Origin of the sequence: Pseudomonas rossensis, from assembly GCF_039888995.1 — a bacterium.
GTDB classification, from domain to species: domain Bacteria; phylum Pseudomonadota; class Gammaproteobacteria; order Pseudomonadales; family Pseudomonadaceae; genus Aquipseudomonas; species Aquipseudomonas rossensis.
The window spans coordinates 1-26777 of the sequence record NZ_JBBWCB010000048.1 but is presented as its reverse complement, the minus strand read 5'-3'; the positions used below and the strand labels follow the sequence as shown (position 1 = coordinate 26777).

The window sequence follows — 26777 nt, the reverse complement described above, 5'->3', positions numbered from 1 at the left end:
GCGCCCACGGAAACCCCTGCTACGGGATTTCCGCGGGCACATTTCGTTACCTGCCTGTTACCTGCCGTCGCCCCGCGATAAAAATCTGACGCCAGAAAAAACAAAATCAGCTTAAAAGTCCTGGAGCCGAGGCGCTAAACTGCCCCTCATCCGCAGACACCCACGTCTGAGCCCCGCGAGCCGGTTTGAGCTGACATGACCCGCACCCATGAAATCCGCCCCGATCTGGACGAGGGAATCGACCGCAAGGTTCTCAGCCAACTGCGCGCACGTTTTCTGAAGCTCAATGAAGGCCGTATGGCCCGCGCCATGGAAGGGTTGTCGACCCGCCAGCAAGCGGTGCTGACCTTGTTGCCGCTGTTTTTCCACGTCAATCATCCGCTGTTGCCGGGGTACGTTTCGGGCAGCACGCCAGCTGGGCTGTCGAATTACGAACCCGACGCCAACGCCCTCGCCGAAGCCCAACGCCTGACCCGCTCGTTTTCCTATAAGCCCCGCCACGGCAGCAATCCGCCGCGACCGATTCACGGCTTGTTCCTGATGGGTAGCCTCGGCACCCTCGCTCAGGCCGACCAGAGCGACATGGATGTATGGGTCTGCCACGGGCCGGACTTGAGCGAAAGCGAGCTCACTGAACTGCGCAAAAAATGCCAGCTCCTCGAAATCTGGGCTGCCAGTCAGGGCGCCGAGGCGCATTTTTTCCTGATCGACCCAACCCGTTTCGTACGCGGCGACCGTGATACGCAACTGAGCTCGGAAGACTGCGGCACCACCCAGCACTATCTGCTACTGGATGAGTTTTATCGCACCGCGATCTGGCTGGCCGGACGCACGCCTGTCTGGTGGCTGGTGCCGGTCTACGAAGAAGCGAGCTACGACCGTTACACCCACACCCTGATGTCCAAGCGCTTCATCCGTGCCGACGAAACCCTGGACCTGGGCCATCTGGCCTATATCCCGCCGGGGGAGTTCATCGGCGCCGGACTCTGGCAGTTATTCAAGGGCATCGAGTCGCCGTACAAATCGGTCCTCAAACTGCTGCTGACCGAGGTCTATGCCAGCGAACACCCCAAGGTTCATTGCCTGAGCCTGCGCTTCAAGCAAGCGGTGCTTGCCAATCGGCTCGACCTTGACGAGCTGGACCCGTACGTCGTGGTCTACCGACGCCTCGAGGAATACCTCACCGCCCGTGGCGAGCCGGAACGGCTGGAGCTGGTACGCCGGGCGTTGTACCTGAAGGTCAATCGCAAACTCACCGGCAGCAGCAGTCGCACTCAGAGCTGGCAGCGTTCGTTGCTCAAACGCCTGGCCCACGAATGGCAGTGGGATCATCGTCAACTGGCCCTGCTCGATAGCCGCAGCCAGTGGAAAGTCCGTCAGGTCAGCTCTGAACGCAGGGCCTTGGTCAACGAGCTCAATTACAGCTATCGCTTCCTGACCCAGTTCGCCCGCAACGAACAGACCGTCAGCCTGATCAACAAGCGCGACCTCAACGTGCTGGGTCGACGACTGTACGCGGCCTTCGAGCGCAAGGCCGACAAGGTCGAGTTCATCAACCCTGGTATCGCCCCGGATCTGGCCGAAGACACCCTCACGCTGGTGCATGCGCCGAACAAAAAAGAATCGGGTCAACCTCAGTGGGGTTTGTACAACGGCAGTCTGACGGCCCTCGAGTGGGAGCATTTCGCACCGATCAAGCGCAGCCGCCAATTGCTGGAACTGCTGACCTGGTGTCACCGCAATGGCGTGATCGACAGCAGCACTCGCCTGGCCTTGCATCCCGGCAGCAGCGACCTGAGCGAGTTCGAACTGTTCAACCTGCTCGGCAGCCTGCAACAGAGCATCGTCCTGCCGCTGACGACCGTCGTCGAAGAACCGTTACTGCGCGCCAGTGTGCCGAGTGAAGTGCTGATTCTGGTGAACGTCGGCGTCGATCCACTCAAGCACCACCGCGACCTGAACATCCTGATGACCACCGAGCGCACCGACTCCCTCAGTTACGCCGGCGTCCGGGAAAACCTGGTGCTGACCCTGGATCAGGTCACGCTCAATAGTTGGAACGAAGTGCTGGTCAACCGCTTCGACGGCCCCCACGCACTGCTCGACTGCGTGCGCGATTACCTCAACAACCTGCCCGACGGGCTACAACAACCCACGTTGCGAGTTCGTTGCTTCTGCCACAACCGCGCACAGTTCATCGCCCGGCGGGTCGAAGAGATCCTCGACACCGCGCAGAACCTGCTGCTGAGCAAACTCAATCATCGCTACCTGATTCAGGTCCAGCAGCACTACCACGTGTTGGAACTGGTGCCTGGCCAGGTCAATCATGTCGCCCTCGCCACGCTGCCGGCGCTGGTCAATTACCTGGGCGAAGAGCTGGCAAGCTACAGCCCGCTGCACCTGGACCCGATGGCACTGGAAGACCACGACCTGGCGCTGGTCCTGCCGATGGGCCAGCCCGATTGCATTCAGGTGTTTTACCGGATCAACGAATACCGCGCCGACCTGTACGTACTGGATGAATTCAATGCCCTGTGGCAGCAGCGCTTGCCCTATCACGACGAGCAAAGCCTGCTGGTGCCGTTGCAACGTTTCCTGCAATCGATCCAGTACCGGCGCGACGCCTTGCTGTCGATGGACGTCGCCCAGCCGCTGAGCCTGGACACCTTGTACTACCAACTGCTGCCCTCCGGCCCTGTACGGGCGCGTCGGGTCGAATCCCTGCCAGCGCCGCAAACCCCGGTCAACAAACCGTTCTACGACGTGCAGGCGATTGTCGGCAAAGCCGCACCAGGACAGGTGCAAGTCACGTTGTATTGCAATCAGCGGGAGTTTTCAGAGCTGGAACATGGCGACCAACTGTTCAGCGTGGTCGCCCGGGAAATCGTCGAGCAGCGCCGTGAAACCGAACGCTATCGCTGCTACATCACCGACCTGGACCTGTCGGGCCTGCTCGGTGATGGTCAGAGTTCAAGCATTTTGTATTTGCGCTACAAGGCTGACCTGGAGCGCGCATTGAACGAGGCGCTCGAGCAGGTCTGAGGGAACGTCATTCCGGGAAGGCGCCGCCATTGGCAGGCTGCGATTCAACTTCCAGCAGCGTCAGTTTGAGCGTCTTGCCGCCCGGAGCCGGCCAGTCGATATGCTGACCCACCTTCAGGCCGAGCAAGGCACTGCCCACCGGCGCCAGAATGGAAATCTTGCCTTCGTCGGCATTGGCATCCTTCGGATAAACCAGCGTCAGGTGATAGTCCTTGCCACTGCCTTCTTCGCGGCAATGCACACGGGAATTCATGGTCACGACATCGGCGGGTACTTCATCGTGACCGACCAGGGTATCGGCGCGGTCCAGTTCGGTTTGCAGCGCGATAACGCCCGGCAGCGTGTCATCCAGGCTGTCGATCAGGCGCTCCAGACGTTGCACGTCCAGACGGGTAAGGGTAATTGAAGGTGCGGTCATGATTTGGGCAGACTCCTTTCTTCTGCACAGAAAAAGCAAAACCCCGCCAGAAAAAGGCGGGGTTTTCACGAGCCTCGATGAGTTGAGGCGTACCCGGACACTATCACAGCTCAATAAATATACAAGTCAGCACCGGACCGCTAGCGCAATTTCGCATGGCTCACCAGTAATGGCATTCAGTCGTAAAAGAATGGTCGGAGTGCAGGCTCGACACCGACATCACAATGCCCGTCGGACTGGTGGATTACGACGCCATCATTGAAACGATACGTCACCCGTTTCAGCCTGCGTCTACGCAAATGGCTAACTTCTGGATCACAAAGAAGTCAGGGGCCGCCGGAGCTGATCGACAAGGCAGGTGACGCCTTCGCCTCCTCTGCAAACAAGCATGATGATGCCGAGTCACTCGCTTCTCGCTTCTATGATGTGCTACGGAATGATCGACGCAGGTGATCGACCAATGTTATGCGGCCGCAACAAGAGCCCTGACAATGGCGCCCAGTAGCTTCGCTACCTACGACCTAAAACCAACCAGCTCAGCCTCCACTGCGCATACCGCCGGAGCATCCTTAAAAGATACTTGTCCACCTCAACCGCCATCAACACATAGCTGACCACTATATCTCCAGCGCGTAAGGGGCGCGAAACAGGAGCATCCCTATTTTTCCTCTAGCCCTCACATATGGCCATGTGCTATTTATGTAAAAATCGACGGCCTGTAGAAAAATAATAACGGAAGCTATGCTTCTCAAGGAGGAAAAATTGCCAAATAGAAAGCCTTGGCTTGAGGAACTTCGCTCTCAGCTAATTGTGCGCCCAATTCAAAATGACCCTCGCACCAGAAACGGTAAACTCCTCGGAAGAGAAATCAGCTGGCTTTTCAATCATGCGATCGGTGGAGGCCAAGCAAATTTTGATCATCCGATCCAAGATTTGACGCCTTTGGATAGAGTGATGCTTTATGCATACCTCAATCAGAAAGCACACGTTGATGAGTTAATCCATGCGTTTACCAAGCTCTTGCCTGATCTAGATAAATTCAAAAACGCAACAGTGATTGATATTGGTTGCGGACCTTTCACTGCGGGTCTAGCACTCGCAAATGTCGTTGGCAATAGCGTAGCCTTTAGGTATTTCGGCGTTGATCATTCATCCACGATGTGTTCATTTGGAAAACAGCTAGCAGAGTCTATTCAAGGCCTCGGGGAATTTAACCCGAGAACACAAATAAGCTTCTACCAGAACATAGATGAAATCAATTTTGGTCCGACGCGCGCATCTGAAATTACGATTTTTGTTCTATCTTACCTTTTGGCCAGTAGTAGCATTGACGTAAGTCTGCTTGTCGAACAAATAAAGACATCTCGAAAAAACGTCGGACTCGGAGCTGCGGTATTGTTATACACCAACACAGGTCGAGAAGGAGCTCGAACCTTATACCCAGCATTCAGTAAAAACTTAATTGCCGCGGGATTTGAAGAGCATATCGAGGCTACGGAGCTCTTTAAGGATTGCGATAAAGATCGTCTAATCCATTATGCACTTTTTGTAAGCCCTTCTATCTCAAAGATACCTATTGCAGAGTTTCAGCCATGAGACTGCCAAGCTTTAACGAATTAGTACCAGAGCAACACGCTGTTTACGACAGCCTTCCTGATGAATCAATTTTAGTTGTAGGCCCACCTGGTTCTGGCAAGACCTCCATGGCCATTTGGCGCGCCCGTCTCTTGGTAAGTCCCGAGCTACGACGTCGAGTTGTTTTAATTACACGGAACAGGCTACTCTCAGCCGTTGCAGAACAGTTGGCTAGGGAGAATGAAGGGGCCGAGATTCGCTCTACCACAATGCACTCCTATCTTTCAAAAGAGTACTACCAGCGTTTCGGTGAGTATGTACCGAAAGCATCCCGGTACGATCCTTACGAACCCGACTGGCAGGAAGTTTTTAGAAAATATGACGAAGTGCAAGCTCAACCTGATCTGGATCATTTGATCATTGATGAAGGGCAAAATTTGCCTGTTGAATTCATCATATGGGCAGTACGATATAAAGCTAGGGCTGTCTCCGTCTTCGCAGACGAACACCAATCGACGAGCAATGCTGGATGTCGTATTAGCGATCTGGCTGCTGCTGGGTTCAGAGAAGCTTTAGTACTGACTATGAATCATCGAAACACTCAAGAAATTGCCGACGTAATTGCACACTTTCATACCGACAGACTTCTGCCGACTGCAACACCCAGGAGGGGCAGCGGCTTTGATCGTCCAAATTTGGTGGCTATGTCTTCATGGGAAAGCTTAGCTGATACCGTTGCCACACGCTTGGAAAACAGGGCGGAATCTATCGGTGTGATTGTATTTAATACCCATCATGTCGAGCACTTAGCATACCTCCTGCGCCAGCGCCTGCCCCAAGCTCGTGTTGATTCATACATCAATTCAGACGCACCAGGGGCCGAGAGGGCCATTCAAATGCGAGATCACGGGATCACCATCCTCTCGGGAGAATCAGCAATCGGTTTAGAATTCGATACCCTCTACCTACAGGACCTTACCCGATCCTTACCTCCTCTGGAGCCGCTTCAAACACGGCGTCTCTACATGTTATGCGCTCGAGCGAGGGATAAATTGGTCTTGATTAACGGACCTGCCGGTGTGGGCGTCTTATCCGCAAGACAATTGACCTCGTTACCGCCTAACCCTATTCTTGAACAATGAAAAACTACCCCGATACTCAGCTGGATTTTCTGAACGATCCGGCACCCAAGACGAAGACGCCTAAAATTCAACCACCCCTCGTGATTGAACTGGATCATCGGTCCTGGATGCGATTTCTCAGCGAAGAATGGCTGTATCCAGACAAGTCAGGTGGAGTGTTGTTGGGAGTTGGCGAGCCATGCGAGACCGCTATTCCTTCAAACTTTACAGCGGTAGGAGTCTGCTTCGATCATGCGAAATTACCCGACTCAAACGTCATGGCTTGGCGTGAAGGTTCTTGGATAAGTGTCTCGCTGAGTAACGTGGGCCCCTCAGATAAAGCGATTCTTTGGAACGGCCCTTTACCTCTTTTTGCGGTTGGTCGTTTCACGATGCCTTCCCATGAGACTCGTGCTCACTTACTAGCACAGGTGCGTAATTTCGCGGATATAGAGTCACCTCAGCAACCCGTTGAAGTAATTTCTGGAAACAAAATTAAAGTTCCAACACCTGCGCGCAAAAACTTCCCGTTCGGGACCAAGCAATGTCCTGAAAATTGGAATTTATTTCGCGGTGCCGCAGCAATGGCACTTGAATGTGTTCCCGCTATAGGGCCTTGGTTACAAGTTCTATGTGACTCTCTTTCAAAAGATCAACCCATTGCGTCAGCGAAGATTGTTGATGCCCCATGGCTAGCTTTTACTCCGTGGACTCCCAACGACGACTCTGACGGTAGTCGGCCGTCTTTATGGCGCGCGATAATTGAGGTCTTTTCCTACCCTGAGACACGTGAAAATTGGAGATCAGACGTAGTACTACATACGGTGTGTAACAAAGCCCGATTGATGGGTGGTGATATCCAACGTCTGTCTCAATTGGAAGAGTCGACTGAAAAACTACTAAAAGATCTCGGAAATATTCGAGACTTGGGCATCAAAGACGATTTGCTAGAGCTGGCATTTCAGTTGATTTTACTACGACATACACCGGAACGTTTTGTAACTTGGAAAAAAGATTGGCCATCCATTGCTCCAGGCGCTTGGTGGACGGGAGCGATACTGGCTGGCTACCTGTGCGGGTTTCGATCTTTACCTCTGCATTTAAGAGGAAACTTTGAGGCCAGAAAATTCCTCGCCTTGCGCACTTGGCAACTTGTGGATGAAAAATCATCCTGCGATTGGAAGACTATAAACCAAGGCTCGGTGAACTGGCTTATAGAGGACGATCAATTCCATGTAAAAAAAGGTTCCGAAATAATTGCCTTGCACAAGGTCAGCAATCGAGGCCGATGGTATGAACTCGACTTCGGGATTCCCCTATATAGGGATAGCGCCGAAAATGTGGCAACACAATTTTGCCCAGAATTAATCAAAAGAACATTGGTTTTGGATGAAGGTAGCTATGACTTAGCTGGCGACAACAATTCCAGCTTAGATCTTTCCAAGGCCAAGCTGCAGGTCAATGGAAGATTTGAAATTATTCTTGGGCCGCAAGGAGAACTGAAGCAAAGCTTAGATATAAAGGCTTTCAGAAACTGGCTTGCAACATCATCGCTCCAGTCCCCTATACCCAATCCGCCAACAGTGGAAAAAACCAAAAAGCAAACAAACTTCGACACAATCGAAACGCCAGTTTTGAATCTAAATCCGAGGCAACCAATCTCTGCGAGAAACGCATCTAAGCGCACTGAAGTAATTTCGGAGACGCCACCTAAAGGCTTGCTAATTATTCAAGACTTTATTACACCAAAAGAAGAATCCTCTTTTCTTGCCTCTATCGAAAAGGCCCCTTGGGATTCTTCAATGACCCGCAGAGTGCAGCACTACGGCTGGCGCTATGACTATAAAGCTAGAAAAATCCTTCCCTCTGCTTATTTGGGCCCGCTGCCAAAATGGGCCGAAAGTTTGGGCAAGCGACTCGTTAAGGAAAAATACTTGTCGGAGCTTCCGGACCAAGTCATAGTAAATGAATATCTTGGCAATCAAAGCATATCGAAACACATTGACTGTATTCCGTGCTTTCGTGGTGCCGTGGTAACAATTAGTCTTCTCGAAAGCTGGGAGATGGTGTTCAGTCGTAAGACTAAACTCGATGCGGAAGAAAAGTATAAAGTGGTACTCAATCGTCGAAGCGCTGCAGTGCTAGGTGGAGAGTCTCGCAGTGATTGGTACCATGAAATCCCTCGACGATCCAAAGAAGCAGGAATACTAAGAGAACGTCGTATATCAATCACTTTTAGGAAAGTAGATACCGCACCTTAAAAATTTTATTCAATTTCTCCTGATAAGTCGCGCGAGAATTAAAGATCATCGAATGGCACATCGAACCGTACGACTCTTCACGCGTATTGTTATAAACCTACTTTTTATAGATACAGATATACCGCACTTCCACAAACAGTCTATGCAGGTAAGGCCTCACGTAATCAATTAGATGATACCAAATTAAAAACAAGACCCAGATCGCTTCTCAGATTGCCAATATCAAAACAGTCGAGTGGCTTTACGATTAGTGGCCTGCGCACAAATGACACGCCGCCGCTCATCATCGGCCGAGCGCCATTCGCGGATCTCTTCGACATGGCGAAAACACCCAAGGCAGACCTTCTGCTCATCCAGCCGACACACACCGCTGCACGGCGAAGCCACCGCCGGGCTGACATTGCTGTAGAGCGGTTTGGGCGGACGAACGGGCACAGGCTGGGTCACGATCTCACAGACCTTCGAAATCGAGCTCGGCGTCAGCTTGCTGCTTGACGATGCGTTCAAGCATTTCGCCCAGCTGCTCTTCGCTCTTGTCGCACATCCAGCGCTCGCTCTCTTCGTCGTAGTCGAAGTGGAAACCACCGGAAACGGCCGCCAGCCACAGCTGCCGCAGCGGCTCCTGACGGCTGAAGATCAACTGGCTGCCATTTTCGAACTTGACGGTGAGCACACCGGCCGAGCTCTCCAGATCGATATCCAGGTCACACTCGTCAAAAATATCCTCCAGCGTCTGCTGGGTGGCATCGACCAGATCGTGGAAACGGGCTTCAGTCAAACTCATTGCGGGAACCTCAAAAAGTGTCTACTCACGCTCAAGCGCCGCAAGATACGGGCGAGCCCCGGTGATTGCAAAGGATAACGACCAAGGGCCCGATAGCGTTACGAAATATCCGTGTACCGCGCAGGACAAGTTACCGCGCTACGGCCCAAGCCCCGCCGGACGGGAGCCCCGTCGCATAGGCAAGCTGCCGGGTGGCCGGTATACTCCGGCGCAATTAACGCATTTTCAAGGATTTCGCCATGAAGCGCCTGATCTCTTCCCTTGCTGCGCTCCTCGCGGTTGCCTGCCTTGTGTCGGCCTGCGGTCAAAAAGGCCCGCTGTACCTGCCTGACGATTCTCAGGATCCTGCCGAGCAGGCTCAGTCCTCGCAAAAGCAGCCGTCGAAAGCACACAAGCACGACGTCTACCAATAAGGGAACGCCATGGACGCTTTTAACTACCGTGACGGTGAGCTGTTCGCGGAAGGTGTTGCCCTGTCCGCCATCGCCGAACGCTTTGGCACACCGACCTACGTCTACTCCCGTGCACACATCGAAGCCCAGTACCTGGCTTACGCCGATGCGCTGGCCGGCATGCCGCACCTGGTCTGTTTTGCGGTCAAGGCCAACTCCAACCTGGGTGTACTGAATGTCCTGGCGCGTTTGGGCGCCGGTTTCGACATCGTCTCCCGTGGCGAACTGGAACGCGTACTGGCCGCTGGCGGCAGCGCCGACAAGATCGTGTTCTCCGGTGTCGGCAAGACCCGTGATGACATGCGTCGCGCCCTGGAAGTCGGTGTGCATTGCTTCAACGTCGAATCCACCGATGAGCTGGAACGTCTGCAACTGGTCGCCGCCGAGCTGGGCGTTCGCGCGCCAATCTCGCTGCGAGTGAACCCGGATGTCGACGCCGGCACCCACCCGTACATTTCCACCGGTCTTAAAGAGAACAAGTTCGGCATCGCCATCGCCGACGCCGAAGACGTGTACATCCGCGCCGCCCAACTGCCAAACCTGGAAGTGGTCGGTGTCGATTGCCACATCGGTTCGCAACTGACCACCCTGCCGCCGTTCATCGATGCCCTCGACCGCCTGCTGGGCCTGGTCGACCGCCTCGGCGATTGCGGCATTTATCTGCACCACATCGATCTCGGTGGTGGCTTGGGCGTGCGTTATCGCGATGAAGAGCCGCCATTGGCTGCCGACTACATCAAAGCCGTGCGCGAGCGTCTCGACGGTCGCGACCTGGCGCTGGTGTTCGAACCGGGCCGCTTCATCGTCGCCAACGCCGGCGTGCTGCTGACCCAGGTCGAGTACCTCAAGCACACCGAACACAAAGACTTCGCCATCGTCGACGCGGCCATGAACGACCTGATCCGCCCGGCGCTGTACCAGGCCTGGATGGACGTCACCGCCGTGCGCCCGCGCAATTCCGTTGCCCGTGCCTACGACATCGTCGGGCCGATCTGCGAGACCGGCGACTTCCTGGCCAAGGATCGCCAGTTGGCCCTGGAAGAAGGCGACCTGCTGGCCGTGCATTCGGCCGGTGCCTATGGGTTTGTCATGAGTTCCAACTACAACACCCGCGGCCGTGCCGCTGAAGTGTTGGTGGACGGTGATCAGGCATTTGAAGTGCGTCGCCGTGAGACGGTAGCCGAGTTGTTTGCTGGCGAAAGCCTGCTGCCGGAGTAAAACCATGCTGCTGCGTTTTACCAAGATGCACGGCCTGGGCAATGACTTCATGGTCCTCGACCTGGTCAGCCAGCATGCGCACATCCTGCCCAAACACGCCAAGCAATGGGGCGATCGGCATACGGGTATCGGTTTCGACCAGTTGCTGATCGTCGAAGCGCCCAGCAACCCGGACGTGGATTTCCGCTATCGGATCTTCAACGCCGACGGCTCCGAAGTGGAACAGTGCGGCAACGGTGCGCGCTGCTTCGCGCGATTCGTGCTCGACAAGCGCCTGACCGCGAAACGGCAGATCCGCGTCGAGACCAAAAGCGGCATCATCGAACTGGATATCCGCAGCGACGGGCAGATCGGTGTCAACATGGGCGCACCGCGCCTGGTGCCGGCCGACATTCCGTTCGACGCGCCGGAACAGGCCCTGAGTTATCAGGTTGACGTCGACGGTATTGCAGTCGAACTGGCCGCCGTGTCCATGGGCAACCCCCATGCCGTGCTGCGGGTCAGCGATATCAACAACGCGCCGGTGCATGAACTGGGGCCGAAAATCGAAAATCATCCGCGCTTCCCGGCGCGGGTCAATGTCGGTTTTCTCCAGGTCATCGACCGCAACCGTGCGCAGCTGCGCGTCTGGGAACGCGGGGCCGGGGAAACCCAGGCCTGCGGAACCGGCGCTTGCGCTGCCGCAGTGGCCGCGATCAGCCAGGGGTGGATGGATTCGCCGCTATTGATCGACCTGCCCGGCGGGCGTCTGTTCATTGAATGGGCAGGCCCTGGCCAACCGGTCATGATGACCGGCCCGGCAGTACGCGTTTATGAAGGACAAGTGCGTCTTTGAGAGAGTCGAATCCATGAAAGATAAGCCCCAGGTTCCCGCCCTACAGCCCGACGAATCCCCTTCCGAAAGCCTTGAGGCGGCGGCGATTGCCGCGTACCTGGAGGCTCATCCGGATTTCTTCGTCGAGCATGAAGAACTGCTCGCAACCTTGCGCATTCCGCACCAGCGCGGCGACACCATTTCGCTGGTCGAACGGCAGATGACCATCCTGCGCGACCGCAATATCGAGTTGCGGCATCGCCTCTCTCACTTGATGGACGTGGCCCGCGACAACGACCGCCTTTTCGACAAGACCCGCCGCCTGATTCTCGCGCTGATGGACGCCACCAGCCTGGAAGACGTGGTGATCAGCGTCGAAGACAGTCTGCGCCAGGACTTCCAGGTGCCCTTCGTCAGCCTGATCCTGCTGGGTGACAACCCGATGCCGGTGGGTCGCTGGGTGACCCATGCCGACGCGCAAACGGCCATCGGCGGCTTGCTCTCGGAAGACAAAAGCGTCAGCGGCAGCCTGCGTGAACACGAACTGGACTTCCTGTTTGGCGAAGAGCAGCGCAAACAGATCGGCTCCACCGCCGTCGTCGCCATCAGCTACCAAGGCATCCACGGCGTCCTGGCCATCGCCAGCCGCGACCCGCAGCACTACAAGAGCTCGGTGGGCACGCTGTTCCTCAGTTACATCGCCGAAGTCATGGGCCGCGTGCTGCCACGGGTCAACACCTCCCTGCGCTCGGTACGCTGATCGTGGAACGGCAACTGGACGCTTACTGCGAACACCTGCGCAGTGAGCGGCAGGTGTCGCCTCACACGCTGTACGCCTACCGCCGCGACCTCGACAAAGTGCTGGGCTGGTGCGTCAAACAGAACATCAGCAGTTGGGCGGCCCTGGACATCCAGCGCCTGCGCAGCCTGATCGCACGCCTGCACTCACAGGGCCAATCTTCGCGCAGCCTGGCGCGGCTGCTGTCGGCGGTGCGCGGGCTCTATCACTATCTGAACCGCGAAGGCCTCTGCGATCACGACCCGGCCAACGGCCTGGCGCCGCCGAAGGGCGAACGTCGGCTGCCAAAAACCCTCGACACCGACCGCGCACTGCAACTGCTTGAGGGCGCGGTGGAGGATGATTTCCTGGCGCGGCGGGATCAGGCGATTCTGGAACTGTTCTATTCCTCAGGTTTGCGGCTTTCAGAACTGACCGGGCTCAATCTGGATCAGCTGGACCTGGCCGACGGCATGGTTCAAGTGCTCGGCAAGGGCAGCAAGACCCGACTGCTGCCGGTCGGCAAAAAAGCACGCGAAGCGCTGGAGCTGTGGCTTCCGCTACGCGCCATGACCAACCCGGCGGACGACGCGGTGTTTGTCAGCCAGCTAGGCCGGCGCCTCGGCCCACGGGCGATTCAGGTGCGGGTTAAAGCCGCTGGCGAACGCGAACTGGGACAGAACCTGCATCCGCACATGCTGCGGCACTCCTTCGCCAGCCATTTGCTGGAGTCGTCCCAGGACCTGCGGGCGGTTCAGGAATTGCTCGGTCACTCGGACATCAAAACCACCCAGATCTACACCCACCTGGACTTCCAGCACTTGGCGACGGTTTACGACAGCGCCCATCCACGGGCCAAACGAATCAAAGGCGATGAGTCATGAGAATCCAATTGATCACCTTCGACCTCGACGACACCCTGTGGGACACCGCCCCGGTGATCGTCAGCGCCGAAGCCATATTGCGTGAATGGCTGACCGAACATGCACCAAATCTGGGCGCCGTGCCGGTGGAGCATTTGTGGGCGATTCGCGAGCGGATCCTGAGCAGTGAGCCGGGCCTCAAGCACCGCATCAGCGCCCTGCGCCGCCGCGTCTTGTTCCATGCGCTGGAAGAAGCCGGTTACAGCCATGATCAGGCCGCAGACCTGGCCGATCAGAGTTTTGAAGTGTTTCTGCATGCCCGGCATCAGCTGGAAATCTTCCCGGAGGTGCAACCGACCCTCGAGACGCTGGCCAATCACTACGCCCTCGGCGTGATCACCAATGGCAACGCCGATGTGCGCCGGTTAGGGCTGGCGGACTACTTCAAGTTTGCCTTGTGCGCCGAAGACATCGGCATCGGCAAGCCGGATGTGCGACTGTTTCATGAGGCGTTGCAACGGGGGGGGGCGACGGCTGAAACGGCCGTGCATATCGGCGATCATCCGGGTGACGACATTGCCGGCGCCCAGCAGGCGGGATTGCGGGCGATCTGGTTTAACCCGGCTGGCAAGGTTTGGGAAGCCGAGAAGGCACCGGATGCCGAGATTCGCAGCCTGAGCGAGTTGCCGGCGTTGTTGGCTAGGTGGAATACGACCTCAGCCTAATACAAAACCTGTGGGAGCGGGCTTGCCCGCGATAGCGGTGTGTCAGGCGACAACAATTGTGAATGTGACGTCGCCATCGCGGGCAAGCCCGCTCCCACAAGGATCACCGCAGACTTCAAATTTTGTTTCACCCATGAAAAAGCCCGCAGCGACGGCGGGCTTTTTCAGCAAGCAAGGGCAGGCGCTTAGATAGGCCGGCTGCCGTACTTGTTGTCAGGCTTCTTGGGCGGATCGGCGACCACATTGGCCTCCACTTCCTGCACCTTGCCGCCCTTGGCCAGGAACTCTTCCATGGCCCGCGCCAGAGCATCACGCTCCTTGTTTTTCGCTTCGACGCTCGGCAGCTCATCGACCGATACCGCTGCCTTGGCTTTGCCTTTGGCGGTCGGAACGGGCGCTTCACCGCCATCGTCGTCAGCAACGTCTTCCGCTGCTGTTTCCAGACCTTCTTCGGTTTCGTCGTCGCCTACTTCGAGGTCGTCGTTTTCCAGATCATCGTCGCTCATGTTCTACCTCATGACTTGCGAAAAGCAGATTAGTTATAGCCCAGCTTCGCCATCTGTCGATGGCCGCCGGAAAAAATTCAACAACCGCTGGCAACCAGCGGTTTATGCCCCTTCACCGTGCACGGTGGCGAGGACTTTACGGGCACCGCCATGATCACGGTGCTCGCCCAGATAAACGCCTTGCCAGGTTCCCAGCGCCAGTCGGCCTGCCGAAATCGGCAAACTGAGCTGACAGCCAAGCACGCTGGCCTTGAAGTGCGCCGGGAGGTCGTCCAGGCCTTCGTCGTTATGCTCATAGCCGTCTGTTCCTTGTGGGATCAGACGATTGAAAAATCGTTCGAAGTCGCGACGTACCGCCGGATCGGCGTTCTCGTTGATGGTCAACGACGCCGAGGTATGCTGCAGCCACAAATGCAAAAGACCGACCCGACATGCCTTGAGTTCAGGCAGGCCGGCGAGTAACTCGTCCGTTACCAGATGAAAGCCCCGGGGCCTCGCCCGCAGGGTAATCAGAGTCTGTTGCCACATACAGTTCTCCGCACGTTCGGGGCGCATTCTAGCGCGCTCTGGGAAAAAACAAAGGCCCTAATATTCCTTCAATCATGTAAGCCATTGGCCGCAGAAAAACGCCCGTCGTAAACGCCACTAAACGTGTACGAAAAAACCTTTCAGCAGTTCCTTCACTGACAAACTCCAGACAAAAAAATGCCCGGCAAGCCGGGCAAGTTTTTTTGTGCGCGTACTTACAAGTTGTAGCCGCGTTCGTTGTGCAGTGCCAGATCGATACCGACCGCCTCTTCTTCCTCAGTGATACGCAGACCCATGACGGCGTCCAGGACCTTGAGGATGATGTAGGTGACGATCGCGGTGTAGATCACCGTGAAGCCCACGCCTTTCATCTGAATCCAGACCTGTGCACCGATGTCGGTGACGGTGCCGAAGCCACCCAGGGCCGGAGCGGCGAAGACACCGGTCAGGATCGCGCCGAGGATACCGCCGATACCGTGTACGCCAAAGGCGTCCAGGGAGTCGTCATAGCCGAGTTTGCGTTTCAGGGTAGTGGCGCAGAAGAAGCACGCCACGCCGGCTGCCAGACCGATGACCAGAGCGCCCATCGGGCCCACGGTGCCAGCGGCTGGCGTGATTGCAACCAGACCGGCCACAACACCCGAAGCGATACCCAGAGCACTTGGTTTGCCGTGCGTGATCCACTCGGCGAACATCCAGCCCAATGCAGCGGCGGCAGTTGCGATCTGGGTCACCAGCATCGCCATACCGGCAGTGCCGTTGGCCGCAGCAGCGGAACCGGCGTTGAAGCCGAACCAGCCAACCCACAGCATTGCAGCGCCCATCAGGGTGTAACCGAGGTTGTGCGGCGCCATCGGGGTGGTCGGGAAGCCTTTGCGTTTGCCCAGTACCAGGCAGGCAATCAGACCGGCCACACCGGCGTTGATGTGCACCACGGTGCCGCCAGCGAAGTCCAGCACGCCCCAGTCCCACATCAGGCCGCCGTTACCGGACCAGACCATGTGCGCAATCGGTGCATAAACCAGGGTGAACCAGACGCCCATGAAGATCAGCATGGCGGAGAACTTCATCCGCTCGGCGAAGGCACCGACGATCAGCGCAGGGGTGATGATGGCGAAGGTCATCTGGAAGGTGATGAACACCGCCTCAGGGAACAGCGCCGCGGGACCGGTCAGGCTCGATGGCGTGACACCGGCAAGGAATGCCTTGCCCATGCCGCCGAAGAATGAGTTGAAGTTGACGACGCCCTGCTCCATGCCGGTGGTGTCGAACGCGATGCTGTAGCCATAAATGACCCACAGAATGCTGATCAGACCGGTAATGGCAAAGCACTGCATCATCACGGAAAGAATGTTTTTGGAGCGAACCATGCCGCCGTAGAACAGCGCGAGGCCGGGAATGGTCATGAACAGCACGAGGGCTGTCGAGGTCATCATCCAGGCGGTGTCGCCGGAGTTGAGGACTGGGGCCGCCACTTCGTCTGCCGCCATAGCCAGGCTGGGCATTACGAGGGACAACAGGGCTCCTAGCCCTGCGAATGTACGCAGAGTCATATTGTTTTCTCCTGGGGCGTTGGGTGTGTGGCGGCCTAGATTGCGTCGGTATCGGTTTCGCCGGTACGGATGCGAATCGCCTGTTCCAGATTGACCACGAAGATCTTGCCGTCACCGATCTTGCCGGTGTTGGCAGCCTTGGTTATCGCCTCGATAACCCGGTCAAGATCCTTGTCGTCAATGGCGACATCAATCTTCACCTTTGGCAGGAAATCGACCACGTATTCCGCGCCGCGATACAGCTCGGTGTGACCCTTCTGCCGACCGAAGCCTTTGACTTCAGTAACGGTAATGCCCTGCACGCCGATCTCGGACAGCGACTCGCGTACGTCGTCCAGTTTGAACGGCTTGATGATGGCAGTGACTAGCTTCATGAAAACTCTCTCCCGAATTGGTGGACTTGCCCCAGGAAAACAAACCCGACTCAAGTCTAAGCGCAGTGCCTGGCTTTGTAACGCATCGTCGGCCTTACCTGCCCGTCCGACGCCTGCTAACCACTCCGCACGAAACACTTCCCCGTTCCGCTTGGCGCACTGCATTCGTCGCAGCGACTGCATCAGTGCATGGGTCACTACCGACTAAGCAGAAAGCTTGCCATCTCGCCGAAACCCACTGATTTCAGGCCCTTGGCCGCTGCCGCAAGTTGCTTCGCTCCCATGGCTCGACGGATACGCACAACAACAGTGCGCGGCCGTCCATCCGCATGCGCGAAAAGCGTGCACCCTTGACTGCGAGATTGACTATAGACACTGCGTGATACACTGCCCGCCATTGTTTGACAGGACATTTCCCATGCTCGCGCCCAAAGACTTCCTCGATGCCCTGAGCGGCACCGCCTCCCGCCTCTTCAGCGGCGACACCCCGCTACCGAAAAGCGAAATCGAAAGCCAGTTCAAGGCTCTGTTGCAGAGCGGCTTCAGCAAGCTGGATCTGGTGAGCCGGGAAGAGTTTGATAGCCAGATGGTTGTGCTCGCACGGACTCGTGCACGGTTGGAAAGTCTTGAGGCGAAGGTTGCGGAGCTGGAAGCGAAGCTCAATCCACCTTCCGAATAACACCACATTCCCTGTGGGAGCGGGCTTGCCCGCGAATGGAGTCGCCTCGGTCTACCAGCCATCCCACACGAGACAGACCACCCCTGTAGGAGCTGCCGAAGGCTGCGATCTTTTGATCTTCCGCCCCGCCACATTCTCGGCAACGTCCTACAAAAATCACACCGCCGTCCGATTGCGTCGTAAGGCCTCCAGTTTCTATGCTCATCCCCAGCTGAATGTTCAGCTCTGGGTTTGGCGACCCGGAAGACCCCGACGTTCCCATCTCGAATTATGGCGGCTATGCGTGGGAGACCTTCGGGTCTGCCGGTTTTCGGGCGTCACCGGTTCGCCAACCCGCGCATGGCTGCCACCCTTTTCGTTTGGCGACGATCAGAGGCAGTTTTCTTCATTTGATCCCGAGAACTGCACCATGGAAGAAAACTATCTAATCCCCCAAGTCTTCACCCGCCACAAACTCCATCTCCACGCCCTGCTGTTGGAAAACCAGGCCTGGTTTAGCGCCCGAGATCTAGGCCGTCTATTGCGCCTCTACCTCGACGAACGCGCCGTCCGCAAACTCGATCCCGACCAACACCAAACATTACGAATGCTCATCCACGGCAGCATCGAAAACACCCTGATGATCAGCGAATCCGGCGTCTACGCACTACTCGTCTACCACTACTGCCCCGAATATCGGGCGCTGCGCGAATGGCTAACCCACGACGTCGTCCCAGCCCTCAGAGACGCCCAGCAACCCACCTCAATCGAACGCCCGATCCTGAGCCTGCTGAACTGGCCGGAGATATCGTTGAGTTTGTTGCACTGGAATAACCAGCCGTGGATTCGGCTGCAAGACGTTCCGCAGATGTTGCCGAGTGGCGAGCAGGCATCGCGTGCGGTCAATCTGCCGTGGTGGAAAAGAGCTACGCGAGCGCTGCAATCGCTGTAAGCATTCGAACCTCAACCACGCTCGATATCGGTCCTGCGCAGATCGTAGCTCGATTGCAGGTTCAGCCAGAACTCGGGCGTGGTCTTCAGGTGGATGGATAACCTCTTTGCAAGGTCAGGACCGACACCTCTGCTCTGCGCCACCAGGTGACATATCTCAACTTCGAACTCACTCAGCGAGCAAGCCAAACCCGCCGCAGTAATGCCCAACGGCTCAAGAAACTCCTTTTCAAGGATTTCGCCAGGATGAATCGGCCGCATTCCAATAGTGTTCATTTTTCCTCCGAGGACTCGATCAGTCGTGATCATAAGTAGCCCCTCGATCACACAATAGCGCTAGTGCGCTTTCACCGACCCCTTCATCCATCTCGGACCAGTCCTACAAAAACCAGCTCTCGTAACGCCTGACAAACAATGCCAGCCCCGACGCAACCTTTGTAGCAGCTGGCGGAGCCTGCGTTCGGCTGCGCAGCAGTCGTAAAATCAGAGCACGCGCTACGTCAGGTAAACCGAGCAATTCGGTTTCACGACTGCTGCGCAGCCGAACGCAGGCTCCGCCAGCTGCTACAGATCGCGTTACGGCTTTGGCCAGCAACATTCTGCGAAAGTTTTGCGCCTGAATTACCAAGCTCAAGCGCTACCTCACAACTACCCTTCAAAAACCGCAGGAAGCGGTGCTCTTCAGCTCAAGGAACGACCATGTCCCTCTCCATCGTCCACAGCCGCGCCCAGATTGGCGTGGATGCGCCCGCGGTAACCGTCGAAGTCCATCTGGCCAATGGCTTGCCATCGCTGACGATGGTCGGTTTGCCGGAGGCAGCAGTGAAGGAAAGCAAGGATCGAGTACGCAGTGCGATCATCAACTCGGGCCTGCAGTTTCCGGCGCGGCGCATCACGCTGAATCTCGCGCCCGCCGACCTGCCAAAAGACGGCGGGCGCTTCGACCTGGCGATTGCCTTGGGGATTCTGGCAGCCAGTGTGCAGGTGCCGACTCTGACGCTGGATGATGTGGAGTGCCTGGGGGAGTTGGCGCTGTCAGGCGCGGTGCGGGCAGTTCGGGGAGTGTTGCCGGCAGCGCTGGCCGCACGCAAGGCCGGACGCTCGTTGATGGTGCCGCGGGCGAATGCCGAGGAAGCGTGCCTGGCGTCGGGGTTGAAGGTGATCGCGGTGGATCATTTGCTCGAAGCGGTCGCGCATTTCAATGGCCACACGCCGGTTGAACCTTATGTTTCCAATGGATTGCTCTACGCCAGCAAACCCTATCCCGATTTAAATGAAGTGCAGGGCCAACTCTCAGCCAAGCGTGCGTTGCTGATTGCGGCGGCAGGGGCTCATAACCTTTTGTTCAGCGGTCCACCGGGAACAGGAAAAACCCTGTTGGCGAGCCGTTTACCTGGGCTTTTACCGCCACTGGCGGAGAGCGAAGCGCTGGAAGTTGCGGCGATTCAATCGGTCGCTAGCTGCGTGCCGCTGAGCCATTGGCCGCAGCGACCGTTTCGCCAGCCCCACCACTCTGCCTCAGGTGCCGCGCTGGTAGGCGGCGGTTCTAAACCGCAACCCGGCGAAATCACCCTCGCCCACCATGGCGTTCTGTTCCTGGATGAGCTGCCAGAGTTTGATCGCAAAGTATTGGAGGTTTTAAGGGAGCCACTGGAGTCCGGGCACATCGTGATTTCCCGCGCCCGTGACCGCGTGCGATTCCCGGCGCGATTCCAATTGGTGGCGGCAATGAACCCGTGCCCCTGTGGATATCTTGGCGAGCCAAGCGGCCGTTGCTCTTGTACACCCGACATGGTCCAGCGCTATCGCAACAAACTGTCGGGCCCACTGCTGGATCGCATCGACCTGCACCTGACCGTCGCCCGTGAAGCTACGGCGTTGAATCCAGCGTTGAAGGCCGGAGACGACACGGCCACTGCCGCAGTGCTGGTCGCCGATGCACGAGAGCGGCAACACAAACGCCAGGGCTGCGCCAACGCCTTTCTTGATCTGCCAGGCCTGCGCAAACACTGCAAGTTATCCACAATCGACGAAACCTGGCTGGAAACTGCGTGTGAACGACTGACTTTGTCGCTGAGGTCAGCCCATCGACTGCTCAAAGTGGCGCGCACCCTGGCGGACCTTGAACAAATCGATGGCATCACCCGCGAGCACTTGGCCGAGGCGCTGCAATACCGGCCGAGCACAAATTAGCAGGGATTATTCCTTGGTGAGATCCACCAACGGCGTTTGCCGCACCTCAGTCTGCCGCCCGCCCTGAATCTCGTTCACTCGCTTCAACGCGTTATCCACAGCCCCCTTGTCCGCCAGCAAGCTGTAGCTGATCTGGAACTGCTTCTGCTCCTTGGCAGCAATCGTTGGCACCAGATTCAGTGGCCGCTGATACCGGCGGTTGTAGGAAAAGCTCGTTCCTGGCTCAAGACCCGTGACATAGCCCTGCCCTTGGGTGTCCGTGTTTTTCCACAGGGAGAACACCGGCAACTGTTGAGTATTGAAACCCACCGAAACCCCTAGGCTGCCGGCCTTGTTATGCAACACGGTGAGCGTATCGCCCTTGGCGTCGGCATATGGCACAACGTTGTAAACCGTCTCGTCGTAGTCCTTGGTCGGTGCGCGATAGGTTTGCCAGTCCGGCAGATCCCCTTTTGCCTTGTCATTGAACGGCGAGACCTGTTTCACCGGTGCGGCGAATCGGGCGCCCTGCTCCAGGAATGGAGTGCTGAAATTGCTGTGGTACAACGCCTGATACTCCTTTGGATAATCGCCGTTGTTAGTGAGGGTGTCGTTGAGGGCGAATGCTGCGCTGCCGGGCTCGGTGACCAGTTCGGTCAGCACCGAGAAGTCGACTTTCTTGAACGCCTGCTCTTTCAGCTCGCCGCGCAGGCTGATGGTGTAAGGCGCTTTTTCATCGATGTGCAAAGTGACTTTGCTGGCCGGGATGTTGGCGGCGCGACCGTGGAGTGTCAGCAGTTCACCGTTATCCATGCCGGGGTGACCGACCCACTCGTAGCCGCAGCGGGCGACCAGTTCGTTAAAGCCCTCAAGCCAGCCCAACCCGCCGCGACCGTTGAGTTCGATGAAGGACGGATTGACCACATCCTTGACTGGCGAATCCCAACCCATGCGCACATTACCGACCGACGCCTGCAGGACGTTCATCCCGCGGGTCGGCACCACCGAGAGTTTCAGGGTGCCGTTATCGATGTCGACGATGCTGACGCCCTCCTGCCGACCTCCGTGCAAGGTGCGCAGGGTGACCGAGAAAGGTTTGTCAGTTTTGATGCCGAGTTGCTGACTGGTGATCTGCCAGTTCTGGGCTGCTTTGTCGGTGTCGAGCAATACGTAGTCCCAGGCCATGGCGTGGGAGGTAGCCGACAGCGCGCCGAGAGCGATGATGAGTTTGAGCGGAGTCATGACAGGAGCCTTTCTTGGAGTTGTGCCATTTTTATAGACTTGCTGAAACGTTTCATCAAGCTTAAAAACAACACAACTCAGCTCATGGCAGAGAAAGAATGCGGCGGTGCCTCAACGGAACCGGTCAACCTCATGCCGCAAATCCGCCGCCAGCTTCTCCAGCTCTTTGGCGGTGATCGCCAGATTGGACACCACTTCACGCTGCTCACTGTTCGCCAGGGCAATGCTTTGCAGGTTGCTGCTCAGCAAGGTTGCGGTACTGCTCTGCTCTTGAGTGGCGGTGGTGATCGCCGCGAATTGCTGACCGGCCGAGCGGCTTTGCTCATCGATCCGCGCCAGGGCCGAAGCCACGTTGGCGTTGCGCGACAGGCCTTCCTGCATCAACAGGTTGCCCTGCTCCATGGTGCTGATGGCGTTACCGGTTTCCTGCTGGATGCTTTGGATCATGCCGGAAATTTCGTCGGTCGCTTCGCGAGTGCGTGAGGCCAGGTTGCGAACTTCATCGGCCACGACGGCAAAACCACGCCCCTGCTCGCCGGCACGAGCGGCTTCGATGGCGGCATTGAGCGCCAGCAGGTTGGTTTGATCGGCAATCGAGGTAATCACACCGACAATGCCGCCGATTTCCTGGGAGCGCTGACCCAAGGTATTGATCACCGTCGCCGTGCTGTTCAGCGCGCCGGCGATTTGTTCCAGGGACGAGGACGCTTCGTCCATCGACGTACGACCGATCTGGGTTTGCTGTGCGTTTTCTTGAGCCAGACGCTGAGTGCTGCCCATGTTGTCGGCAATGTTCAGGGAGGTGGCGCTGAACTCTTCCACGGCGCCGGCCATGCTGGTGATTTCGCCCGACTGCTGCTCCATCCCTTCATAGGCGCCACCGGACAGACCGGATAAGGCCTGGGCACGGCTGTTGACCTCTTGCGACGCCTTGCGGATGTGCTCGACCATGGTCGACAGCGCCTGGCTCATCTGGTTGAACGCGCGAGCCAGCTGACCGATCTCATCGTTACTCGATACGTTCAGACGCACGCTCAAATCACCGGCACCCAAGGCTTCCGCCTGACGCACCAGATCACCCAGCGGCGCCAGTTTGCTGCGCAGCAACCAGACCGCCGAACCCACAGCGATCAACATCGCCAACAGACTGCCAATCGCCAACTGAATCCCGACACTCCAGGTCACGGCCCGAATTTCGGTTTTCGGCATGCTCGCCACCACCGACCACGGCCCGCCTTCAAACGGCACGGCAATGCTGTAGAAATCTTCGGACTTGTCGCTCCAGAACTCGCCCTTGCCCGGCGTTTTCGCCAAGCCAACGATGGTCGGAGTCGCCTGATCCAGCGCTTGTACGCCCGCGATCGGCACCAGCCATTTGCTCTGCTCATCCAGCAGCGCCAGGGAACCGGTCTGGCCGATACGGAAGCGCTTGAGGTTGGCGAACTGCGCGTTCTGCGCGTCGGTGTAGTCGAATCCTACGAACAGAACAGCAATCACCTTACCGCCGCTGTCACGTACGGGGGTGTACTGAGTCATGTAGGAGCGTTCGAACAGCAAGGCGCGACCGACGTAGGCCTGCCCCGCCATCAAGCGGGCATAGGCCGGGTTCGCGTGATCGAGCAGCGTGCCGATGGCTCGGGTGCCGTCCTGTTTGCTCAGGGACGTGCTGACCCGAATGAAGTCTTCGCCGCTGCGCACAAACACCGTCGCAACGCCGGCGGTCATTTGCTTGAACTCGTCCACTTCCTTGAAGTTGTTGTTCAGCACTTCGCTGCCCAGGTGCAGGCCCGGCGTCTGCGCGCCCGCTACCGACACCGGTTCATCCGGGTGCACGCTCAAACCGGCGCTGAAGCGCTTCTCGAACAGACCGCTCAGACGCTGGGTGCTTTCACGCAACGTGCCGTGAAAGGTACTCAACTGATCGGCCAGCAACCGAGCTTCACTGGCCAGGTGCTCTTCGCGGGTGGCGAGGTTGGCGGTGTCCAGCGAACGCAGGGCGAACACGGTACTGCCGCTGATGACAATCGCCAGTATCACGGCAAGCGCAAGACCAAGCTGTGAGGCGATCCGGGCACGAGGTTGAGACATGACAGCTCCTGGCCGAGCGACCGGATCCTCCTTGATCTGGCTGCACACTCAGCAAAATTCTAATAATGGGAATTGCGTCGAACCTGCACGAAGGTTCCACCTGCATTTTCGGCGGAAAATCGGAATACTTGAGTAATTAACCGGGATATGGCTCAAGGCCGCCATTGCGGCAGCTCTATCGATTCAGCCCAAGTGTTGAACATCGGGCAATACCATTGCTCGGGCTTCGCCTTGCAGGAAGTCGCTGAGCCTGCGCAAACGTTCACCTCCGGGGCGGGTTTTTGGCCAGACCAGGTAATATTTCTCACCGCTGGCGACGGCCGTCGGCCACGGCAGACTCAGACGTCCCTGAGCCACATCTTCCGCCACCATCAGCAGATCGCCCATGGACACGCCATAACCTCGGGCGGCGGCGATCATGCCCAGTTCCAGCGTGTCGAACACCTGCCCGCCCTTGAGCGACACCTGATCCGCCAGCCCCATGCGCTCCAGCCAACTGCGCCAGTCGCGACGATCCGGTGTCGGGTGCAGCAGTTCGGCATTGGCCAGCCGTGCAACATCCCACGGTTGATCCTGCAGAAGATTCGGCGCGCCGACTGGAATCAGCTCTTCCGGGAACAGGAAACTCGCCTCCCAGTCCGGCTGAAAATGTCCGTTGCTGAGGATGACGGCGCAGTCGAACGGTTCATGGTTGAAGTCCACCGAGTCGACGTCCATCCAGGCGCTGGTCAATTGCACCTCATTGCCTGGTTGCAGGTGCCGAAAGCGGCTGAGCCGTGCCAGCAGCCAACGCATGGTCAGGGTCGACGGCGCTTTCATGCGCAGGATGTCATCCTCGGCGCGCAACGTATTGCAGGCCCGCTCCAGGGCGGTGAAGCCTTCTCGAATGCCGGGCAGAATCAACCGCGCCGACTCGGTCAATTGCAGATTGCGTCCGCTGCGGTGAAACAGCCGACAGGCAAAATGTTCTTCTAGCGTACGAATGTGCCGACTGACCGCGCTTTGGGTGATCGATAATTCTTCGGCCGCACGGGTAAACGAGCTGTGCCGCGCCGCCGCTTCGAATGCGCGCAGGGCATACAAGGGAGGAAGACGACGGGACATTCGGAAAGCTCCTATAGCGGGATTCGGTCACCCTAGCAGAAACTCTCCAGCATGAGTTTGAATCATGAAACCCATCCTTTTTATCCCTTTGTGCAAACCCCGTAGAGCGCCGAGAATCGACGCTTTCCTGTCCCTCTTTAATTATCGAGCGTGATGACCATGCAGCATCCAGCACGTACCGAACTCTGGGCCATCCTGCGGCTGGCGGGGCCGTTGATTGCCTCGCAGTTGGCGCACATGCTGATGGTCCTCACCGACACCTTGATGATGGCGCGCCTAAGTCCAGAGGCGCTGGCCGGTGGCGGCCTGGGCGCAGCAACTTACTCGTTCGTGTCGATCTTCTGCATTGGCGTGATCGCCGCAGTCGGCACCCTCGTGGCCATCCGTCAGGGTGCCGGCGACATCGTCGGTGCCGCCAGGCTGACCCAGGCCGGGTTATGGCTGGCGTGGTTGATGGCATTGGTGGCCGGGCTGCTGCTGTGGAACCTCAAACCGGTGTTGCTGCTGTTCGGCCAGACCGAAGCCAACGTCCAGGCTGCCGGGCAGTTCCTGCTGATCCTGCCGTTCGCCCTGCCCGGCTATCTGAGCTTCATGGCCCTGCGCGGCTTCACCAGCGCCATCGGCCGGGCAACACCGGTGATGGTCATCAGCCTCGGCGGCACCGTGGCCAACTTCCTGCTCAATTACGCATTGATTACCGGCATGTTCGGCCTGCCGAAACTGGGGTTGATGGGCATCGGGTTGGTTACCGCTGTTGTCGCCAACTGCATGGCGCTGGCGCTGGCCTGGCACATCCGTCGGCATCCGGCTTACGACGCTTATCCCTTGCGCCAAGGCCTGTCGCGGCCTAACCGTCAGTATCTGAAGGAACTGTGGCGCCTGGGCCTGCCGATTGGTGGCACCTACGCGGTGGAAGTCGGACTGTTTGCGTTCGCCGCGCTGTGCATGGGCACCATGGGCAGTACGCAAATGGGCGCACACCAGATCGCCCTGCAAATCGTCTCGGTGGCGTTCATGGTTCCGGCGGGGATTTCCTATGCGATCACCATGCGCATCGGACAGCACTACGGCGCCGGGCAGCTGCTGAATGCACGTCTGGCCGGACGGGTCGGCATCGCCTTTGGCGCGGCGGCGATGCTTGCCTTCGCCATGGTCTTCTGGTTGCTGCCGAATCAGTTGATCGGTTTGTTCCTGGACCACAACGACCCGGCGTTTCGCGACGTCATCAACCTGGCCGTGAGCCTGTTGGCGGTCGCCGCGTGGTTCGAACTGTTCGACGGCACGCAAACCATCGCCATGGGCTGCATTCGCGGACTCAAGGATGCCAAGACCACGTTCCTGGTGGGGCTGGGTTGCTATTGGCTGATCGGCGCGCCGGCTGCCTGGTGGATGGCCTTCCATTTGAATTGGGGGCCGACGGGCGTCTGGTGGGGATTGGCGCTGGGGCTGGCGTGCGCGGCGGTGAGCCTGACGTGGGCGTTTGAGTGGAAGATGAAGCGGATGATCAAGCGCGAACCGGCGCCGGAGCAGGGCTTGCGGGTCGCCCAGAC

Annotated in this window: 25 protein-coding genes; 14 read left to right on the top strand and 11 right to left on the bottom strand. The window is 57.7% G+C overall.

Annotated features, from left to right (window positions below):
* Positions 1-195: 195 nt before the first annotated feature.
* Positions 196-3042 carry a class I adenylate cyclase gene (locus WLY71_RS14940; RefSeq protein WP_347804153.1) on the top strand — a complete coding sequence of 949 codons (2847 nt, stop codon included), beginning with the start codon at positions 196-198 and terminating at the stop codon, positions 3040-3042.
* A 7-nt stretch (positions 3043-3049) separates the two neighbouring features.
* On the opposite strand, the gene rnk is transcribed toward WLY71_RS14940, so the two are convergent.
* Positions 3050-3460 carry a nucleoside diphosphate kinase regulator gene (gene rnk, locus WLY71_RS14935; RefSeq protein WP_309676548.1) on the bottom strand — a complete coding sequence of 137 codons (411 nt, stop codon included), beginning with the start codon at positions 3458-3460 and terminating at the stop codon, positions 3050-3052.
* Positions 3461-4201: 741 nt separating this feature from the next.
* On the opposite strand from rnk, the gene WLY71_RS14930 reads away from it, so the two are divergent.
* The 3 genes from WLY71_RS14930 to WLY71_RS14920 are packed head-to-tail and all read left to right on the top strand — an operon-like array spanning position 4202 to position 8417.
* Positions 4202-5056, top strand: coding sequence for a hypothetical protein (locus WLY71_RS14930; RefSeq protein WP_347804152.1), 855 nt, complete (start codon positions 4202-4204; stop codon positions 5054-5056).
* Complete coding sequence (locus tag WLY71_RS14925; RefSeq protein WP_347804151.1) at positions 5053-6177, top strand: AAA family ATPase; 1125 nt, start codon at positions 5053-5055, stop codon at positions 6175-6177. The genes WLY71_RS14930 and WLY71_RS14925 overlap by 4 nt, the downstream gene beginning before the upstream one ends.
* A complete protein-coding gene (locus tag WLY71_RS14920) occupies positions 6174-8417 on the top strand; it encodes an alpha-ketoglutarate-dependent dioxygenase AlkB (RefSeq protein WP_347804150.1) in 2244 nt (747 codons plus the stop codon). Before WLY71_RS14925 ends, WLY71_RS14920 begins: the two co-directional genes overlap by 4 nt.
* Before the next feature lie 222 nt (positions 8418-8639).
* On the opposite strand, the gene WLY71_RS14915 is transcribed toward WLY71_RS14920, so the two are convergent.
* Positions 8640-8864 (bottom strand): DUF1289 domain-containing protein, encoded by a 225-nt coding sequence (locus WLY71_RS14915; protein WP_347804149.1) that lies wholly within the window; start codon positions 8862-8864, stop codon positions 8640-8642.
* A gap of 4 nt (positions 8865-8868) precedes the next feature.
* The gene (gene cyaY / locus WLY71_RS14910; protein ID WP_046045086.1) at positions 8869-9201 is read right to left on the bottom strand and encodes an iron donor protein CyaY; all 333 of its coding nucleotides are present in this window, start codon (positions 9199-9201) and stop codon (positions 8869-8871) included.
* Between the two features lie 239 nt (positions 9202-9440).
* Here cyaY and lptM point away from each other — a divergent pair, with 239 nt between their 5' ends.
* The 6 genes from lptM to WLY71_RS14880 are packed head-to-tail and all read left to right on the top strand — an operon-like array spanning position 9441 to position 14051.
* Complete coding sequence (gene lptM / locus WLY71_RS14905; RefSeq protein ID WP_075946461.1) at positions 9441-9614, top strand: LPS translocon maturation chaperone LptM; 174 nt, start codon at positions 9441-9443, stop codon at positions 9612-9614.
* A gap of 9 nt (positions 9615-9623) precedes the next feature.
* Positions 9624-10871 carry a diaminopimelate decarboxylase gene (gene lysA, locus WLY71_RS14900; RefSeq protein ID WP_347804148.1) on the top strand — a complete coding sequence of 416 codons (1248 nt, stop codon included), beginning with the start codon at positions 9624-9626 and terminating at the stop codon, positions 10869-10871.
* A gap of 4 nt (positions 10872-10875) precedes the next feature.
* Positions 10876-11706 carry a diaminopimelate epimerase gene (dapF, locus tag WLY71_RS14895; protein ID WP_347804147.1) on the top strand — a complete coding sequence of 277 codons (831 nt, stop codon included), beginning with the start codon at positions 10876-10878 and terminating at the stop codon, positions 11704-11706.
* Between the two features lie 13 nt (positions 11707-11719).
* Entirely contained in the window at positions 11720-12445 is a 726-nt protein-coding gene (locus WLY71_RS14890; protein WP_129440062.1) for a DUF484 family protein, read from the top strand.
* 2 nt (positions 12446-12447) lie between these two features.
* The gene (gene xerC, locus WLY71_RS14885; RefSeq protein ID WP_347804146.1) at positions 12448-13347 is read left to right on the top strand and encodes a tyrosine recombinase XerC; all 900 of its coding nucleotides are present in this window, start codon (positions 12448-12450) and stop codon (positions 13345-13347) included.
* The gene (locus tag WLY71_RS14880; RefSeq protein ID WP_347804145.1) at positions 13344-14051 is read left to right on the top strand and encodes an HAD family hydrolase; all 708 of its coding nucleotides are present in this window, start codon (positions 13344-13346) and stop codon (positions 14049-14051) included. Before xerC ends, WLY71_RS14880 begins: the two co-directional genes overlap by 4 nt.
* 185 nt (positions 14052-14236) lie before the next feature.
* Here the strand turns inward: WLY71_RS14880 and sutA are convergent, their stop codons facing one another.
* From sutA to glnK, 4 genes are all read right to left on the bottom strand, one after another.
* Positions 14237-14557, bottom strand: a complete 321-nt coding sequence (gene sutA, locus WLY71_RS14875; RefSeq protein WP_223429536.1) for a transcriptional regulator SutA — start codon at positions 14555-14557, stop codon at positions 14237-14239.
* 102 nt (positions 14558-14659) lie between these two features.
* Positions 14660-15085 (bottom strand): secondary thiamine-phosphate synthase enzyme YjbQ, encoded by a 426-nt coding sequence (locus WLY71_RS14870; protein ID WP_007989493.1) that lies wholly within the window; start codon positions 15083-15085, stop codon positions 14660-14662.
* 215 nt (positions 15086-15300) lie between these two features.
* Complete coding sequence (locus tag WLY71_RS14865; protein WP_347804144.1) at positions 15301-16638, bottom strand: ammonium transporter; 1338 nt, start codon at positions 16636-16638, stop codon at positions 15301-15303.
* A 35-nt stretch (positions 16639-16673) separates the two neighbouring features.
* Positions 16674-17012 (bottom strand): P-II family nitrogen regulator, encoded by a 339-nt coding sequence (gene glnK / locus WLY71_RS14860; RefSeq protein ID WP_002555808.1) that lies wholly within the window; start codon positions 17010-17012, stop codon positions 16674-16676.
* 418 nt (positions 17013-17430) lie between these two features.
* Between glnK and WLY71_RS14855 the strand changes: the two genes are divergently transcribed.
* Both WLY71_RS14855 and WLY71_RS14850 read left to right on the top strand, forming a co-directional pair.
* A complete protein-coding gene (locus WLY71_RS14855) occupies positions 17431-17691 on the top strand; it encodes an accessory factor UbiK family protein (protein ID WP_123365066.1) in 261 nt (86 codons plus the stop codon).
* A 409-nt stretch (positions 17692-18100) separates the two neighbouring features.
* Complete coding sequence (locus WLY71_RS14850) at positions 18101-18622, top strand: BRO-N domain-containing protein (RefSeq protein ID WP_347804143.1); 522 nt, start codon at positions 18101-18103, stop codon at positions 18620-18622.
* An 11-nt stretch (positions 18623-18633) separates the two neighbouring features.
* Here WLY71_RS14850 and WLY71_RS14845 read toward each other — a convergent pair whose 3' ends face one another.
* Positions 18634-18897: a HigA family addiction module antitoxin gene (locus tag WLY71_RS14845; protein ID WP_347804165.1), complete on the bottom strand. Its 264-nt coding sequence runs from the start codon at positions 18895-18897 to the stop codon at positions 18634-18636.
* 423 nt (positions 18898-19320) lie between these two features.
* On the opposite strand from WLY71_RS14845, the gene WLY71_RS14840 reads away from it, so the two are divergent.
* Positions 19321-20814 carry a YifB family Mg chelatase-like AAA ATPase gene (locus WLY71_RS14840; protein WP_347804142.1) on the top strand — a complete coding sequence of 498 codons (1494 nt, stop codon included), beginning with the start codon at positions 19321-19323 and terminating at the stop codon, positions 20812-20814.
* 6 nt (positions 20815-20820) lie between these two features.
* On the opposite strand, the gene WLY71_RS14835 is transcribed toward WLY71_RS14840, so the two are convergent.
* From WLY71_RS14835 to WLY71_RS14825, 3 genes are all read right to left on the bottom strand, one after another.
* Positions 20821-22035, bottom strand: a complete 1215-nt coding sequence (locus WLY71_RS14835; RefSeq protein WP_347804141.1) for an aldose 1-epimerase family protein — start codon at positions 22033-22035, stop codon at positions 20821-20823.
* Between the two features lie 111 nt (positions 22036-22146).
* Positions 22147-24123: a methyl-accepting chemotaxis protein gene (locus WLY71_RS14830; RefSeq protein WP_347804140.1), complete on the bottom strand. Its 1977-nt coding sequence runs from the start codon at positions 24121-24123 to the stop codon at positions 22147-22149.
* Between the two features lie 183 nt (positions 24124-24306).
* Positions 24307-25227 (bottom strand): LysR substrate-binding domain-containing protein, encoded by a 921-nt coding sequence (locus tag WLY71_RS14825; protein ID WP_347804139.1) that lies wholly within the window; start codon positions 25225-25227, stop codon positions 24307-24309.
* A gap of 159 nt (positions 25228-25386) precedes the next feature.
* On the opposite strand from WLY71_RS14825, the gene WLY71_RS14820 reads away from it, so the two are divergent.
* Positions 25387-26777 (top strand): NorM family multidrug efflux MATE transporter (locus tag WLY71_RS14820; RefSeq protein WP_347804138.1); only part of this gene is annotated, 1391 nt, incomplete at its 3' end.

Coding starts and splice junctions, on each gene's coding strand:
- WLY71_RS14830 (WP_347804140.1), bottom strand. CDS start 24,123: ATGTCTCAACCTCGTGCCCGGATCGCCTCACAGCTTGGTCTTGCGCTT.
- WLY71_RS14880 (WP_347804145.1), top strand. CDS start 13,344: ATGAGAATCCAATTGATCACCTTCGACCTCGACGACACCCTGTGGGAC.
- WLY71_RS14865 (WP_347804144.1), bottom strand. CDS start 16,638: ATGACTCTGCGTACATTCGCAGGGCTAGGAGCCCTGTTGTCCCTCGTA.
- WLY71_RS14840 (WP_347804142.1), top strand. CDS start 19,321: ATGTCCCTCTCCATCGTCCACAGCCGCGCCCAGATTGGCGTGGATGCG.
- dapF (WP_347804147.1), top strand. CDS start 10,876: ATGCTGCTGCGTTTTACCAAGATGCACGGCCTGGGCAATGACTTCATG.
- WLY71_RS14890 (WP_129440062.1), top strand. CDS start 11,720: ATGAAAGATAAGCCCCAGGTTCCCGCCCTACAGCCCGACGAATCCCCT.
- cyaY (WP_046045086.1), bottom strand. CDS start 9,201: ATGAGTTTGACTGAAGCCCGTTTCCACGATCTGGTCGATGCCACCCAG.
- rnk (WP_309676548.1), bottom strand. CDS start 3,460: ATGACCGCACCTTCAATTACCCTTACCCGTCTGGACGTGCAACGTCTG.
- lptM (WP_075946461.1), top strand. CDS start 9,441: ATGAAGCGCCTGATCTCTTCCCTTGCTGCGCTCCTCGCGGTTGCCTGC.
- WLY71_RS14855 (WP_123365066.1), top strand. CDS start 17,431: ATGCTCGCGCCCAAAGACTTCCTCGATGCCCTGAGCGGCACCGCCTCC.
- glnK (WP_002555808.1), bottom strand. CDS start 17,012: ATGAAGCTAGTCACTGCCATCATCAAGCCGTTCAAACTGGACGACGTA.
- WLY71_RS14825 (WP_347804139.1), bottom strand. CDS start 25,227: ATGTCCCGTCGTCTTCCTCCCTTGTATGCCCTGCGCGCATTCGAAGCG.
- WLY71_RS14920 (WP_347804150.1), top strand. CDS start 6,174: ATGAAAAACTACCCCGATACTCAGCTGGATTTTCTGAACGATCCGGCA.
- WLY71_RS14930 (WP_347804152.1), top strand. CDS start 4,202: ATGCTTCTCAAGGAGGAAAAATTGCCAAATAGAAAGCCTTGGCTTGAG.
- WLY71_RS14870 (WP_007989493.1), bottom strand. CDS start 15,085: ATGTGGCAACAGACTCTGATTACCCTGCGGGCGAGGCCCCGGGGCTTT.
- WLY71_RS14850 (WP_347804143.1), top strand. CDS start 18,101: ATGGAAGAAAACTATCTAATCCCCCAAGTCTTCACCCGCCACAAACTC.
- WLY71_RS14845 (WP_347804165.1), bottom strand. CDS start 18,897: ATGAACACTATTGGAATGCGGCCGATTCATCCTGGCGAAATCCTTGAA.
- WLY71_RS14925 (WP_347804151.1), top strand. CDS start 5,053: ATGAGACTGCCAAGCTTTAACGAATTAGTACCAGAGCAACACGCTGTT.
- sutA (WP_223429536.1), bottom strand. CDS start 14,557: ATGAGCGACGATGATCTGGAAAACGACGACCTCGAAGTAGGCGACGAC.
- lysA (WP_347804148.1), top strand. CDS start 9,624: ATGGACGCTTTTAACTACCGTGACGGTGAGCTGTTCGCGGAAGGTGTT.
- WLY71_RS14835 (WP_347804141.1), bottom strand. CDS start 22,035: ATGACTCCGCTCAAACTCATCATCGCTCTCGGCGCGCTGTCGGCTACC.
- WLY71_RS14940 (WP_347804153.1), top strand. CDS start 196: ATGACCCGCACCCATGAAATCCGCCCCGATCTGGACGAGGGAATCGAC.